Here is a 15,012-nt window from a genome sequence, read left to right on the forward strand (position 1 = left end):
TAAATGCGCACCCTACGATAAACCCTACCCATTCTTGCAGGGTCGCCATTCATGGCGACCGTCAGCCGCTTTACTGACAAGCATTACGCACTAACATGCGTATTTCTCGCGCATGTTCAAGGCTGAGAAACAAACACGCTGTTATCCGTAATCGCCTGCACATCGACTTTATTGGGCAGAATCTTCAACTCACTAAACAAATCCGACACCTTCTGCACTTTCGCCACATCTTCCGGTGTCACCGGGCGGATACCGTGCGAAATACGCGGCGTTATTTTCTGCGCATCCTCCGGTGAGAGCCGCGTCAACTGTGCATACACCGCATTGTACTGCTGTGGATGTTCCAGCGCCCACGCACGCGCCTTGGCTAAACGCTGCGTGAAATCAGCAATCGCCGCGCGCTTAGCGGGGTCGTCGAGCGAACTTTGGGTGGCGGTGACAAATGACAGTGCGGTGGTTAAGCCTTTACCGTCACGCAGTAAACGCGCGCCGTGCTGTTCTGCAATGCCCAGATAAGGGTCAAAGGTGGCCCAGGCGGCGATTTGCCCGGAGTTAAATGCGGCGCTAGCGTCGGTCGGCAACACAAAACGAACCGGCACCGCATCGCGTTTTATCTGCGCCTCTTCCAGCGCTTCATACAGCAGATGCTGTGAAATACTGCCACGCGCCGATGACACCACCACTTCCTTTCCAGCCAGATCTTTCACGCTGTGGATCGGTGAATCCGCTGGGACGATCAACCCATTCGAACCGGCATCTCCCACGTTAGTGGCAATAATCTTCAGCGGCACGCCGCCAGATGCCGCCATCAGCACCGGTAAATCTCCAGCGTAGGAAGTATCCACCGCGCCTGCACGCTGCGCTTCAAACAGCGGTGCCGCACCCTGGAAGTTGGCCCAACGATAGTGATAAGGGGCATCCTTCATCACATCGGCGGCTTCAATCAGCGAGCGTAAATTGCGCGCCTGATCGCCCAGCACCAAGGTGACGTTGGTTAAATCAGGCGCCGCCTGGCTGGCAAATGACGCGCACAGCAGCAGCGCAGAAACAGTCGGTTTCAGCCATTTCATGAAGAGACTCTCAAAGTGCGTTGCGGTTGAGCTGACGGATGTAAGCATCCCAGTGCAGCTGATACTTGTGGTTGCGAATGCTGTTATCAAACGCCTGCGCAGCTTTTTCTGACACCTCATCCGGTAGGATGATCAGTTCCGCACCACCCGATTGGGCCGCCAACTGAGCCTGGCAGGCGCGCTCAAGGTAGTACAGATTGTAAAACGCCTCTTCAATGCTGCCCCCGCTGGTGAGCAGCCCATGGTTACGCAGGATCAAAGCATTAAGATCGCCGAGATCGGCCACGATGCGCTGCTGTTCATCAAGATCCAGCGCGATACCTTCATAATCGTGGTAGCCAAGACGGTTGTGGAAACGCGTGCTGTGCTGCGAAATCATCAGCAAACCGTTGCGCTGTGCCGAAACGCCAATGCCCGCCGCCGTGTGGGTATGCAGCACGGCATGGGCATCCGGGCGTGCACGATGAATCGCGCTATGAATCACAAACCCAGCGCGATTAATTCCCAGCCCAGTGGGGTCATCGATGATGTTGCCGTCGATATCGATTTTCACCAGCGTCTCTGCCGAGATCTCATCAAAGGTTTGCCCAAAAGCGTTGATGAGAAAATGGGGCTGGTCACCCGGCACGCGCAGGGAAAAATGGGTGTAGATATGGTCAGTCCAGCGCAATTTGGCCGCCAGATGATAGGCCTGAGCCAGTTTCACTCGCGCTTGCCATTCGCCTTCGCTGATCCGCTGCCGCAGGGTGATGACATCCAGGGTTTCCGTGCTCATTTTCACTCCTCATTTCAGGTCAATATGCTTTCCTGACATCGTGGCACAGCGCTTTTCCCGCAGGGAAATGCCAATAACGGCAAAACATTGTCAATTAACGCAAAGCGACGCGGTAAATTGACCTGTATCAGTTCAGAGGATAATCAAATCGCTACCATGCACGGCCCCGGGAAGTGATATGCTGCTGACGCCGCAGCGTATTCAATATCCTGTTGCTTAAACCGACCGAGGAAAGTCTGGTGCCTCCGCAAAAACGAACGCGTGATTTTCGCTGGCTGTTCATTGTCTGTGCCGGGTTATTACCCTTGGTACTGGGCATCCTTTGCACAGCCATCGAAGCGCGCCATACGGTGAGCCAGCAACAAATTTCCACCGCTAACGCCCTGTTAGCGCAAGCCGAAAAGATGAGTGATAACGCCTGGGATATGATTACCCAGCTGCGCCAGTACCATTACCAGCCTTGTGAAAAAATTGAAGATCAACTGCAGCGCACAGGGTCACTCAACGCCTATTTTCGTTCTATTGGATTGCTAAACGGGGAGAATATCAGCTGTTCATCAGCGTTCGGTTTAACCAATGGCACCCTCACTCAGATGATGCTGCAACCACCTCCTGTCACAGGCAAAGCATGGTGGAGTATGTCAATCAAAGGGACATTCGGCGTTCCCAATCGTCCGGCCGTGGTGTTTGTACGCCAGTTGCCCGACGCTACCGGTTTTTGGGCGGTGATTGATGGCCAGTATTTGATGGACTTTATGCAGGCGATTGGCGAATCACGCGGTTACCAGATGAGCCTGCAATTTGGCAACGGGGCGGTGATTGCCAGCGGACCGAGTGAGGTTGCCCCTCAACTCTATTTCAAGAGTGAAGCCTATCGGGCGGAATCAAACCGCTATCCCATCAGCGTAAACGTCTCCATTCCGGGTTCGGAGCTACTCAAAGCCTGGCGCCAGGCACTGTTTATCTTCCTGCCAATGGCCGCCATTTTCTCGATTTTGTTGATGGTGCTGACGTCCAACTGGTTGCGCCGCCGCATTTCGTGGGGCGATGAGATCCGCCGCGCCATGCGGGGTCGTCAATTTTCCGTGCATTATCAGCCGGTTTACAGCACGGCGCTGCAACGCACCAGCGGCGCAGAGGCCCTGCTGCGCTGGCAGTTGCCGAATGGAGAGATGATTCGGCCAGACATCTTTATCAGCCATGCGGAATCTGAAGGCATGATCGTGCCGCTCACCCAGCATCTGCTGGATCTGATGGCGGAAGATATTCAAAGCTGGGAGGTGGAACCCGGCTTCCACATTGGGCTGAATGTGGCGGCAGAACATTTGCAGCACGCCGATTTTGTGCAGGATATTCAGCGCTTCGCGCGCCGCATTAAAGATAAGCAGATGGTGGTAACCTTAGAACTCACCGAACGCAGCCTGATTGACGACGGTGAACTGGTGGCTCGCAAGCTGCGCCATCTGCAATCCCACGGTATGAAAGTCGCCATCGATGACTTCGGTACCGGTCACTGTTCGCTCTCCTATCTACTGACTTTCCCACTGGATTATCTGAAAATCGATCGCGGATTTATCAACGCCATTGAAGGGCTGGATGTGGAAACGCCAGTGCTGGATGCCATCATCAACCTGTGCCACAAGCTGGAACTGGACGTGTTAGGTGAAGGCGTTGAGACCTCGTTACAATTTGCCTACCTGCAACAACGTGGTGTGGTATTTATTCAGGGCTATTATTATGCCCGTCCGATGGATAATGACCGGCTTCGTGCCTGGCTCAATGAGCAGGGTTCTCAGCCGCTTCTCGTTGAGGAACACCATGAGTCTGAACTGCATCATTCTTGATGATTACCAAAACGTTGCGCTGTCGCTCGCCGACTGGGCAACGCTTGAACCCACCGTTCGCACGACCGCACTCACTCAACACTATGACAATCAGGACGAGCTGGTCAGTCACATTGAACAGGCCGATATCCTGGTGGTGATGCGTGAACGTACCCCACTCACCGCCGAACTAATTGGTCGGTTGCCGAATCTCAAACTGGTGGTCACTTCCGGCATGCGCAATGCCTCCATTGATCTGCACGCCTGCGCCGAACGCTACATCGCGGTATGCGGCACGGCCAGCAGCAGTGCAGCGCCCATGGAACTGAGCTGGGGTTTGCTGATCGGCCTGGCTCGTCACATCTATGCCGAGCAGCAGGCGCTACGCAGCAACGGACCATGGCAGCACACGTTAGGACTCGGTTTGCAGGGCAAAACGTTGGGCCTGCTGGGATTAGGTAAAATTGGTGGCGAAATGGCAAAAGTGGCGCAGGCGTTTGGCATGCGCGTCTACGCGTGGAGCCAGAACCTCACTGAGGCACGTGCGGCGGAATGCGGTGTAGAGCGCATGACCTCGCTGGATGCTTTGCTAGCCGCAAGTGATGCTGTTTCAGTGCATCTGGTGTTGAGTGAACGCACCCATCATCTGATCGACAGCCACGCTTTCGCGCAGATGAAGCCGGGAGCATTGTTGATCAATACCTCGCGCGCCGGGATTGTCGATCAATGCGCGATGATTGCCGCGTTGCAATCCGGCCAGTTAGCCGGTGCCGGTTTGGATGTGTTTGAACAGGAGCCGCTGCCTGTTGACCATCCGCTGCGTCTGCTGCCCAACGTGCTGGCTACACCGCATCTTGGCTATGTTGCTGACAGCAACTACCGCACCTACTTCACGCAGGCCGTTGAAGATATTCAGGGATGGGTCACCGGCGCACCGCTGCGTTCGCTACTCTGATCGGCGGCGTTTTTCAGCGATACGTAACGCCACTTCCAGGCTGTCCTCCGGCATATTGGCGGGCTGCCGCTGGGCGTTGAGCCGTTGGTTAATCCGTTCGAGGGTTGGCGTTAATTGCCCAACCAACTGTTGATACTCTTCAAGCTGCGTGATGGGTTGGTTACGCGCAATGCTGGTTTGCGTCAGACGTTGAAGTTGGCGAAAGCTCTCTGCGGCCTGGCGCGTGAGCAACCCTGCCTGCCGCCAGTCTTTTAAGCGTTTAATCAATTCATCAGGCTGTTGCGCCAGTAAAGCTAACTGCGCATCGGCACGCTCCCCGCAGTCAATCCAGCCAACGGGAGCCACAGCAACAGACGCAACACGCCGTGCATCAGGCGCGTAATTGATAAGATTCCTTTCTACACTGTCGATTTGCGACAGCCAGGGATTCTCAAACAGTCGGGCGTTTTTTCTCGACATGAACACTCCACCTGAGCCAGGCGGCAGAGTATTACCGAATGAGGACACGCTGGCAAGCAAAGCTTACCGCCTCGCTTATTGATAAGATTTTCTTATTTATTTGCGCAACAATTTTGGCGCTATCACCACATTAAGGCATCTCAGCACATTTGATTGTTCACTCACCGGTCCACAGCTGATAACACCAACAATTCGGCCTGCTTACGCCTGGCAATCGCGAAAAAATATAATTTTTGTTTAGCCACGCGCTCATCGATGCAGAGCATCAGAAAACCTGCGCAACATGCGGCCTTCCGCACGATCATCATGATTATATTTGCTGCGTTTTCCATCTGTTAAACCCCTATCTTTAGCCAAAAAATGGTCAACTAACGGCTGAAACATGACAAATATCACACAAAAACGGTATACTCTGTCGCGTAATGTAATAATTACCCCCCTAATTATTGCTATGGCTGGCCAGGGAAAAATGCTATTTCGCGGCTATGCTTTAATTTTCTCAACGCCGCGGACTATCGCTTAATGCTAGTCCGCAGCGTTGAGGACTTTGTGAATTTCAATACAGGGTAACCTCATGAAACTACGTAGGAAGCGTGTAAAACCTATTGGGCTGGATGATGTCACGATTATCGATGACGCCCGTTTACGTAAAGCCATTACCGCCGCGTCTCTGGGTAACGCGATGGAGTGGTTTGATTTCGGTGTTTATGGCTTTGTGGCGTATGCGCTGGGTAAGGTGTTCTTCCCTGATGCTTCGCCAAGTGTGCAGATGATTGCTGCACTGGGTACGTTCTCCGTTCCCTTCCTGATCCGTCCGCTCGGTGGCCTGTTCTTCGGCATGCTCGGCGATAAGTACGGACGCCAGAAAATCCTCTCCATTACTATTGTGATCATGTCGATCAGTACCTTCTGTATCGGCTTAATCCCCTCTTACGCCACAATTGGTATCTGGGCACCTATTTTGCTGCTGCTGGCGAAGATGGCGCAGGGCTTCTCGGTGGGCGGTGAATATACCGGTGCTTCGATCTTTGTGGCGGAATACTCACCAGACCGTAAACGTGGCTTTATGGGCAGCTGGCTCGACTTCGGCTCGATCGCCGGCTTTGTGCTGGGTGCGGGTGTCGTGGTGCTCATCTCCACCGTGATTGGTGAAGCGAAGTTCCTTGAGTGGGGCTGGCGTCTGCCGTTCTTCCTTGCGCTGCCATTAGGCATTATTGGTCTTTATCTGCGCCATGCGCTGGAAGAGACCCCAGCGTTCCAACAGCACGTTGATAAGCTGGAGCAAGGCGATCGTGAAGGTCTGCGCGACGGTCCGAAAGTGTCGTTTAAAGAGATCGCCACCAAGCACTGGAAAAGTCTGCTGGCTTGTATCGGTCTGGTGATTGCCACCAACGTGACCTACTACATGCTGCTGACCTACATGCCGAGCTACCTGTCGCATAACCTGCACTACTCGGAAGATCACGGTGTACTGATCATCATCGCGATCATGATGGGGATGCTGTTTGTACAGCCGGTGATGGGCATGCTGAGTGACCGCTTCGGTCGCCGTCCGTTTATCATCATTGGTAGTATCGCGCTGTTTGCCTTCTCGATTCCGGCCTTTATGTTGATCAACAGCGGCGTGCTCGGCCTGATTTTTGCCGGCTTGTTGCTGCTGGCGGTGATCCTGAATGCCTTTACCGGCGTGATGGCTTCTTCTCTACCCGCGATGTTCCCGACACATATTCGCTACAGTGCGTTGGCCAGCGCCTTTAATATCTCGGTACTGATTGCCGGTTTGACACCGACCTTTGCCGCGTGGCTGGTCGAGACAAGCAATAATCTTTACATGCCGGCTTACTACCTGATGGTGGTGGCGGTGATTGGTTTGATCACCGGCGTCTACATGAAAGAGACCGCCAACAAGCCGCTGCGCGGTGCCACACCTGCGGCTTCAGATATTGAAGAAGCGCGTGAAATCCTGCAGGAGCATCACGACAATATCGAGCAGAAAATTGAAGATATTGATGAAGAGATCGCCAAGCTAGAGGCGAAACGCAAAAACCTGGTGCAGCAGCACCCGGACATCAACGAGTAATCTTCTCACATCTTTTGTAGAGGGCGCGCCAAGGCGCGCCCCTTCAATCCAGCCTCCGTTCTTCCACACGCAGCACACAATCCTTCATCCCCGCTGGCTAAAAGGGGTAAACTGTCGTCACTTTTTTCACCAGCATAAGTTGTTTAAGCATGTCTGAATTCAATCTGACCCAGCGCCCAAGAAGACTGCGTAAAAGCGCGTCGATGCGTGAAATGTTCCAGGAATCCCACCTCCGTCTGAGCGATCTGGCCCTGCCGATCTTCGTGGAAGAAGGCGTGGATGATTACGTTCCAATCAATGCGATGCCGGGCGTGATGCGTATTCCAGAAAAACGTCTGGCGTATGAAATTGAACGTATTGCCAAAGCAGGTATTCGTTCAGTGATGACGTTTGGTATTTCCCATCACACCGATGCCACCGGCAGCGATGCGTGGAATGAAAACGGCCTGGTGGCGCGTATGTCACGCATCTGCAAAGACACCGTGCCAGAAATGATCGTGATGTCTGACACCTGCTTCTGCGAATACACCAGCCATGGCCATTGCGGCGTGCTATGCGATCACGGCGTTGATAACGACCAGACGCTGATCAACCTCGGCAAACAGGCCGTTGTCGCTGCACAAGCCGGTGCCGATTTCATTGCGCCTTCTGCGGCAATGGATGGTCAGGTCAAAGCCATTCGTCAGGCGCTGGACGCCGCCGGTTTCACTGATACCGCCATCATGTCTTACTCCACCAAGTTCGCTTCCTCGTTCTACGGCCCGTTCCGTGAGGCAGCCGGAACGGCGTTGAAAGGCGATCGTAAAACTTATCAGATGAATCCGATGAACCGCCGTGAGGCAATTCGCGAGTCACTGATCGATGAAGCCGAAGGGGCCGATTCACTGATGGTAAAACCGGCAGGTGCCTATCTGGACATCCTGCGCGATATCCGCGAGCGCACTACTCTGCCGCTGGCTGCGTACCAGGTAAGCGGTGAATACGCGATGATCAAATTCGCCGCTCAGGCCGGTGCCATTGACGAACGTAATGTGGTTCTGGAAAGCCTTGGCGCGATTAAACGGGCCGGTGCAGACCTGATTTTCAGCTATTTCGCCCTTGATCTTGCCGAGCAAAAAGTGCTCTGATAATCGTTACGCTTAGCAACGGACATCGCAGCTGTTGCTAAGCGCTTTATGCCCTCGTGGCAGTAAAACACCAGTGATGTTGTACCCGAAAAATTCAAAAGAAAGAGTCACGCGATGAAAGCACCTGCACTGCCTGCGGACGAGTCACATCGTCTGACCCAGTTACGTGCGCTCAACATTCTGCACACGCCTGCAGAAGAGCGTTTTGACCGATTAACCCGCCTTGCCCGTCGTTTGTTTGGCGTGCCGGTGGCGCTTGTCAGCCTGCTGGAAGAGGACCATCAATGGTTCAAATCGATTGCCGGGTCCAGCGGCGCAACCGCCCCGCGTAATACCTCGTTTTGCGGCCACGCCATCTTGCAGGACGATATCATGGTGGTGGAGAACGCCCTCGAAGATGAGCGCTTCCACGATAATCCCTTAGTGAATACCGCCGATAACCCGGTCCGTTTCTACGCGGGTTGTCCGCTGCGCACGCCCGCGGGTGCGAAGGTCGGCACACTGTGCATCGTTGACCACCATGCACGCGAATTTAATGCTGACGATGTGCATACGCTGCGCGATCTCGCGGCGATGGCCGAAGCGGAGCTGGTGGCATTCCAGACCGCCACCTCGGATGAGCTGACGCAGATCACCAACCGCCGTGGGTTTATGACCCTCGGCCAGTTGGCGCTGAATGAGTGCCAGGTGAAACAGCTGCCAGCCAGCTTGACCTTCCTCGATCTCGATCGTTTTAAAGCCATCAACGATACCCTGGGCCATCGTGAAGGCGATCGTGCCCTGATGGATTTTGCCGATGCGATGAAGGTGAGCTTCCGCCATGCCGATATCTTTGCCCGCTTAGGCGGAGACGAGTTTGTGGTGCTGTTCAACGGCTTGCAGCAGGACGATGCGGAAGGCGTACTGGCGCGTTTTGATCGCTTCCTGCAGCAGCAAACCAGCGATCTGGAACGTCGCTATGCGCTGCACTTCTCGTCCGGCATCGTTGAATTTGACCCAGATCATCCGCAATCGCTGGAACAGTTGCTGGAAAGCAGCGATGCGCGCATGTACGCCGCCAAGAACGGAAAAAACAGCAGGCGCGATGATATGCTGAGCGTGCCAAGGCACGCCCCTGCGAATGGCCTGTAAGGTGCCGCCTTCAGGCCGCCTGCCACTTCTTCAATTACCGCGCTAAATCGCTAATTAACGTCTGATTAAATTTCTGCGGCTCTTCCATTTGTGGGGCATGTCCCAACCCCGGGAACTCGATTAAACGCGCGCCAGGAATCATCTGTGCAACTTGCTTGCCCAACACGTTGTAGTGTCCCAACTGCGCTTTAATGGCGGGAGGCGCGATGTCGCTGCCAATGGCTGTGGTATCCGCAGTGCCGATCATCAAGGTGGTCGGTACTTTCAGGTCTTTAAATTCGTAATAGACCGGCTGGGTAAAGATCATGTCGTAAATCAGCGCCGAGTTCCACGCCACCTTCTTGTGACCTGGCCCGCTGTTTAATCCTGCCAGCATATCCACCCATTTGTCATACTCCGGTTTCCAATGACCGCTGTAATAGGTGTTCTGCTCGTACTTTTTGATACCCGCTGCATTCAGCTTAAGCTCACGTTGATACCACTGATCCACCGAGCGCCACGGCGCGCCTTTCGCTTTCCAGTCCTCCAGCCCAATCGGATTCACCAGCACCAGTTTCTGCGTTTGCTGCGGATACATCAGTGCATAGCGCGTAGCTAACATGCCGCCAGTTGAGTGCCCGACGATAATGGCTTTCTCAATACCCAACTGCTGTAACAGCTGATGCGTATTCAGCGCCAACTGCTGGAAGCTGTATTGATAGTTAGCGGGTTTAGTTGAGGTGCAAAAGCCAATCTGATCCGGTGCGATAACGCGATAGCCCTTCTGGCTCAGTGCATTAATGGTGTCGTCCCACGTCGCGCCACAGAAATTTTTACCGTGCAGTAATACCACCGTTTGACCATTGGCCTGCTGCGTAGGCTTAACATCCATGTATCCCATGCTGAGCGACTGCTGCTGAGAGGAAAAATTAAAATGCTGCAGTGGATGAGGGTACGTAAAGCCTTCCAACTGTTCGCCATACACTGTGGCGGCAAACACCGGGGCGGTTTGCAGTAACGATACGGACATCAACATTGCAGCAAGTGATTGTTTTGCTGAGAAATTAAAAGCCATGCATGCCTCTCCTGGACAGTGAAAAAACCATCATTTTGGCACGTTATTATGCATCGCGTATTGATGAGGTGTGCCTGCCTCGGTTGAGGCTTTCACTGTTAAGCCCGGCAAAGCGATGAAAAATTTGAGTTAATAATAACGGCAGTGATTAGCGTAAATAACCAACATCGATACAACAAGAAATTGTTTATTTTCACGAAAACCAAGACCAGTCTTGATGACAAATAATAAAACAGTCAATTCCTGATAAAACTTTACGTTAATCGGATGATTGGAAAGATTAATTATTTTACACTGTATCGAGTTAATGGAGGATCACAATGATGCAGAAGAAATACAATGAAGGGGTTATTGACTCGGTGACCAAATGGATTATGGAAAATCTTGATCAGCGTCTAAGTATTGATGATATCGCCCTGAAGTCTGGTTATTCAAAATGGTATTTGCAGAAGTTATTTGCCCGTTATCATCATGAAACGCTGGCGCATTACATCCGTAAAAAGAAACTGGTTAGTTGCGTTAGCGAGCTGAAATACAGCAACGCTCCCATCATCAGTCTGGCAGTTAAATACCATTTTGAAAGTCAGCAATCGTTCACGCGCTCGTTCAAGCAGATGATGGGATGTACCCCGCTCGCCTGCCGCAAGCGCCAGCTCAACGCTGGGGTCCAGCAATGTTTTCAGGACAGCACCGATCCTTGCGCAATTTGCCGAAAGCAAGAATTTGATAGCACTGAAACGGTAAAAGAAATTCGTGTACCAGTAACCCGAAACGGGAAATTTCCCGCGCGCATAGATTGTGTAATGCGTTAATAAACGAAGGGATTATTTACCCTTATCCGTTCCTACGAATTTTTATTCCATCAAATAAATATGCGTGACATTATGACGGGTGATGCGTCACCCGTTCGCTAATTGCAATGGGAATCATTCACATCAAGACAATATTCAACCCTTAATTGAATCTCGTTGTTTTTTCATTTAAACACTTTAATAAAACAATACTGTGTAACGACACGAGGCTCACACGCGCCCACGAAACGTTTTTCGGTAAAGCAGCGGCGAGGTATTCAGATGCTTTTTAAAATGTCTTCGTAACATTAATGGTGAAGAGAAACCGGCTTTTTCCGCAATCAATTCCACGGGTTGATCGGTTTTTTCTAAAAATCGTTGCGCCAGTGCCAGCCGTTGATTCACTAGCCACTCGCTGAAACAGCCGCCAGTGGTCTGGGTAAAACGTCGGGTGAAACTGCGGCGGCTCATTAACGCCTTTTCTGCCAGTTGCTCCAGGGTCAGTGCTTGCTGCAAGTTTTCTGTTGCCCAGCTCAACGCTGACATAAAGCGATCGTTGCCCGCCGAGTGATATACCGGCTGCTCGATATATTGCGCCTGCCCCCCCTGCCGATGCGGTGGCACCACCAGCATACGCGCCACGCTGTTGGCCACATCCACTCCGCATTGCTCACGTACCAGATGCAGGCAGCAATCGATACTCGCCGCCGTTCCTGCCGAGGTCACAATCTGCCCTTGGTCGATGTAGAGCACATCGCGATCAATCTCAACATCCGGATAAAGCCGTTCAAAGTCAGCCATCCAGCGCCAGTGGGTTGTGGCACGCTGTTGATGCAGCAGCCCGGCAGCGCCTAGTACAAATGCGCCGAGACATAACCCCACCATCTGCGCACCACGCTGCGCAGCCTGCTGTAGCACCTGCAATAACGCGGGCGGTGGAGCGACAGTCGGATCACTCCAGCTCGGCACCACCACCACATCGGCCTCAGCTAGCTGAGCCAGATCATGCTCAGCGATAATCGAAAAACCGCTGTTGGTCTTGAGCGGCCCTGCATGGGTTGCACAGATCATTAACTGGTAGCACGCGCTGCCATCTTCCCGTTCCGCCTTCTCAAATACCGCACAGGGTACGGAAAGGTGGAATGGGATGATGTCGTCAAACACCACAACACCCACTTTTATCGGCGCATCTGCGCGAGCCACTTTTGGCGCAAAGTGAACGCTATTTGTCATGCCATGTACTCCTTCACTCTGGATGGAATCGCCATACTGCTGGGCATCGGAAGTCACCCTGATTTCCTCTTACCCCAGGATTACAAACTATGAAAAACTTCTTTGCTTCAAGCACCCTGGCATTAGCGATGGCAATTTCAGGTTGTGCCATCGCAGAAGAGCGTACAGCAGAAAACGCACCGACTATTCGCACCATGAGCGGAGCCACCGCCACCACGCAACTCACCGCTAAGCAAACCGCCGTTATTGTTATCGATATTCAAAACGAGTATTTCCCCGGCGGTAAGATGCCCATTCCGGATGGCATGCAAGCACTGAAGAACAGCAAGCGTATCGTTGAGTTTGCCCATAAAAACGGCATGCCGGTGTTCTTTGTGCAGCATCTCGGCGCGGCGGATGGCCCACTGTTCGCCAAAGGCAGCCACTTCGCCGAATTCCACAAAGATTTGCAGCCAGGTAAAAATGACCGCGTGATCAGCAAAGCCACGCCAAGCTCGTTTGTCGGCACCGACCTGCAACAGCAGTTGGACGCACTGGGCATTAAACAACTGATTGTGACCGGCCTGATGACGCATATGTGCGTTTCTTCCACCGCACGAGATGCAGTGCCGCTGGGTTACTCGGTGATTATTCCCGAAGATGCCACTGCCACGCGCGATCTGGCCACCTGGGATAACAACGTCGTCGACCATAAAGTGCTGCAGCAGAGTGCACTGGCGGGCGTTGCCGACGTCTTCGCTGAAATCAAAACCACCGACGCGGTATTAGCGCTGCCGGTGCAGTGATCACTGAACCGCTTGTCCCGGTAGTAATTTCTCAGACATAACGCGTCGGCAGGAGAGGCTCTCCTGCCGCGCTTGTTGCTGCTGCTCTGGCGCTAAATCCTGCCACACCGTTTGCAAATGATCTGCAAGACCTGGCTGAAAATGAATTTTCTGCAGTGCGTAATCGGAATTACTGCCTTCAATAATCTGCTGCATCGCCTGCGTCGAGTTATCGCGCCCATCGTGCGTCAGCGTACAAAACATGGCGATGTAATAGCCTTTGTCTTCATCACTGTAGTGCGGCATCAGCCACCAGACCACGGCACTGATAACAATAACCGCAGGCAGCAAAAATTTGAGTTTTAACATATTGAGATTGACCGACTTAAAAAGAATCGCGGCGATCTTAACAGATTTGCCGGTTAACAGCGGCTAAACGCTTGCTTTGTAAGGCACGGATTTCTGTACCCTCTGCGTATTCTCTTAAAGTTGGATTTTTCGGGTTTATTTATTGAGCAGTTCGGCGCTGTTTGTTAATTTTGAGCCACTTTTCGGGCCATTATCGGCTCATTGCGCCAGCTGTTTCAGGGCCAGTTTAGGTCCAGATTTGGGCAAAAACTGGGACAGCGGGCGACCTGGCTACAGGAATCACCATGTTCGATAATAAACTCAAATTACATCTGGTCTCGTTGGCTTTGCTGGCAGAAAAAAAACTGACAACCCGCAAGCGCCTCCCCGACTACAACAGGATCGCCGAGCAGGATATCCATTTTCAGGCCCGTGCCAATTCTCCTGCGCCGATTCCGCGTCAAATTTGGATGTACTGGGAAAGTGAAAAGCTGCCCGCTGAAGTACAAATCTTTGTTGATAAAATAGCGCGTGAAAACCCCAGTTATGCGCTGACGGTCATTAACAACCTCAACATGCACGAGTATTTGCCGGACCTGAAGTTTGTTCACCCGGATATGCGTGCTTCGCATAAAAGTGATGTGATCCGTCTGGAACTATTACACCGCTATGGCGGTGTCTGGATGGATGCCACCATCATTCTCAATCGCACGCTGGATGAACTGCTGGCGGTCAATGCGGATCAACAATATGACCTGGTCGCCTTTTATCGCGAGGAGTCGATTCGCGATCGCGATTATCCGGTGATTGAATCCTGGTTCCTGGCGGCACCGAAAAACAATGCCTTTATTGGCCGCTGGCTACAGTGTTTCCGGCCTATCGTCGAGTTAGGTTCTGCCGCTTTTTTCCAGCAACTGCTGGCGCTGCCCAACTACGACACCATTCTGCAGGGGATTAAAACGCCAGATTATCTGGTGGTCTATATCGCTCAGCAACAGGCGTTGCGCGAAGAGAATCAGTACAACTTCTATTTACGTAAGGCGGAAGCCGGTGCGTTGCTGTATCAAACCCTGAGCGGCTGGCGCCCGGTAAAACTGAGTCGCATGCTGATGGTGGATGCGTTGCCTGAGATTTTGCCGCCGGTGTATAAACTCACCAGCTTTGACCGCAAATATATCGCCACGCACCTGAAATACGGCGTGGTGAACAGAGATAGCCTGTTGGGACGTGTGCTGTTGCAGGATCACTCTAGCGAACTGGCACCCGCCTCGACATTGGCGGGAAAAGCCGCGCAATAGCCAATTCATGTTGGCGTGTGCTGTCACGGAAACGGTCGCCATTGGCCAGGTGCGCATAAATGCGTCATTGCATCCGATGCCGCCATTGGCCAGGTGGGCATAAA

At 52.8% G+C, this 15,012-nt stretch carries 14 protein-coding genes; 8 read left to right on the top strand and 6 right to left on the bottom strand.

The genetic code is table 11. The annotated features are described in order from the left end of the window. Positions 1–116: 116 nt before the first annotated feature. Together PSSD_RS22675 and PSSD_RS22680 are read right to left on the bottom strand one after the other, a co-directional pair. Positions 117–1,070 (bottom strand): ABC transporter substrate-binding protein, encoded by a 954-nt coding sequence (locus PSSD_RS22675; RefSeq protein WP_039328406.1) that lies wholly within the window; start codon positions 1,068–1,070, stop codon positions 117–119. A 10-nt stretch (positions 1,071–1,080) separates the two neighbouring features. After that, positions 1,081–1,845 carry a class II aldolase/adducin family protein gene (locus tag PSSD_RS22680; protein ID WP_058973781.1) on the bottom strand — a complete coding sequence of 255 codons (765 nt, stop codon included), beginning with the start codon at positions 1,843–1,845 and terminating at the stop codon, positions 1,081–1,083. A gap of 239 nt (positions 1,846–2,084) precedes the next feature. On the opposite strand from PSSD_RS22680, the gene PSSD_RS22685 reads away from it, so the two are divergent. Both PSSD_RS22685 and PSSD_RS22690 read left to right on the top strand, forming a co-directional pair. After that, on the top strand, positions 2,085–3,689 hold the full coding sequence (locus tag PSSD_RS22685; protein ID WP_058973782.1) for an EAL domain-containing protein: 1,605 nt from the start codon (positions 2,085–2,087) through the stop codon (positions 3,687–3,689). Continuing rightward, entirely contained in the window at positions 3,664–4,623 is a 960-nt protein-coding gene (locus PSSD_RS22690; protein ID WP_058973783.1) for a D-2-hydroxyacid dehydrogenase family protein, read from the top strand. The genes PSSD_RS22685 and PSSD_RS22690 overlap by 26 nt, the downstream gene beginning before the upstream one ends. Here PSSD_RS22690 and PSSD_RS22695 read toward each other — a convergent pair. Next, positions 4,615–5,082 carry a hypothetical protein gene (locus PSSD_RS22695; RefSeq protein ID WP_039328401.1) on the bottom strand — a complete coding sequence of 156 codons (468 nt, stop codon included), beginning with the start codon at positions 5,080–5,082 and terminating at the stop codon, positions 4,615–4,617. The two genes, PSSD_RS22690 and PSSD_RS22695, sit on opposite strands and share 9 nt — an antisense overlap. Before the next feature lie 574 nt (positions 5,083–5,656). Here PSSD_RS22695 and proP point away from each other — a divergent pair. From proP to PSSD_RS22710, 3 genes are all read left to right on the top strand, one after another. Continuing rightward, positions 5,657–7,162, top strand: a complete 1,506-nt coding sequence (gene proP / locus PSSD_RS22700; RefSeq protein ID WP_039328400.1) for a glycine betaine/L-proline transporter ProP — start codon at positions 5,657–5,659, stop codon at positions 7,160–7,162. A 149-nt stretch (positions 7,163–7,311) separates the two neighbouring features. Then, positions 7,312–8,289 carry a porphobilinogen synthase gene (hemB, locus tag PSSD_RS22705; RefSeq protein ID WP_039328399.1) on the top strand — a complete coding sequence of 326 codons (978 nt, stop codon included), beginning with the start codon at positions 7,312–7,314 and terminating at the stop codon, positions 8,287–8,289. 114 nt (positions 8,290–8,403) lie between these two features. Beyond that, the gene (locus tag PSSD_RS22710) at positions 8,404–9,420 is read left to right on the top strand and encodes a GGDEF domain-containing protein (protein ID WP_058973784.1); all 1,017 of its coding nucleotides are present in this window, start codon (positions 8,404–8,406) and stop codon (positions 9,418–9,420) included. A 34-nt stretch (positions 9,421–9,454) separates the two neighbouring features. Here the strand turns inward: PSSD_RS22710 and PSSD_RS22715 are convergent, their stop codons facing one another. Further along, positions 9,455–10,474 carry an alpha/beta fold hydrolase gene (locus PSSD_RS22715; RefSeq protein WP_058973785.1) on the bottom strand — a complete coding sequence of 340 codons (1,020 nt, stop codon included), beginning with the start codon at positions 10,472–10,474 and terminating at the stop codon, positions 9,455–9,457. Positions 10,475–10,794: 320 nt separating this feature from the next. Here PSSD_RS22715 and PSSD_RS22720 point away from each other — a divergent pair, with 320 nt between their 5' ends. Next, positions 10,795–11,286, top strand: a complete 492-nt coding sequence (locus PSSD_RS22720) for a helix-turn-helix domain-containing protein (protein ID WP_058973786.1) — start codon at positions 10,795–10,797, stop codon at positions 11,284–11,286. A 210-nt stretch (positions 11,287–11,496) separates the two neighbouring features. Here PSSD_RS22720 and PSSD_RS22725 read toward each other — a convergent pair whose 3' ends face one another. Beyond that, positions 11,497–12,498 (bottom strand): GlxA family transcriptional regulator, encoded by a 1,002-nt coding sequence (locus PSSD_RS22725; protein WP_058973787.1) that lies wholly within the window; start codon positions 12,496–12,498, stop codon positions 11,497–11,499. A gap of 89 nt (positions 12,499–12,587) precedes the next feature. Between PSSD_RS22725 and PSSD_RS22730 the strand changes: the two genes are divergently transcribed. After that, positions 12,588–13,283 (top strand): cysteine hydrolase family protein, encoded by a 696-nt coding sequence (locus PSSD_RS22730; protein WP_058973788.1) that lies wholly within the window; start codon positions 12,588–12,590, stop codon positions 13,281–13,283. Here the strand turns inward: PSSD_RS22730 and PSSD_RS22735 are convergent, their stop codons facing one another. Further along, positions 13,284–13,631: a hypothetical protein gene (locus PSSD_RS22735; protein ID WP_058973789.1), complete on the bottom strand. Its 348-nt coding sequence runs from the start codon at positions 13,629–13,631 to the stop codon at positions 13,284–13,286. Between the two features lie 284 nt (positions 13,632–13,915). Between PSSD_RS22735 and PSSD_RS22740 the strand changes: the two genes are divergently transcribed. Further along, positions 13,916–14,908 (top strand): glycosyltransferase family 32 protein, encoded by a 993-nt coding sequence (locus tag PSSD_RS22740; RefSeq protein WP_058973790.1) that lies wholly within the window; start codon positions 13,916–13,918, stop codon positions 14,906–14,908. The last annotated feature ends 104 nt before the right edge of the window (positions 14,909–15,012 follow it).

It is taken from the genome of Type-D symbiont of Plautia stali (assembly GCF_001485335.1).
Lineage (GTDB): Bacteria > Pseudomonadota > Gammaproteobacteria > Enterobacterales > Enterobacteriaceae > Pantoea > Pantoea vagans_C.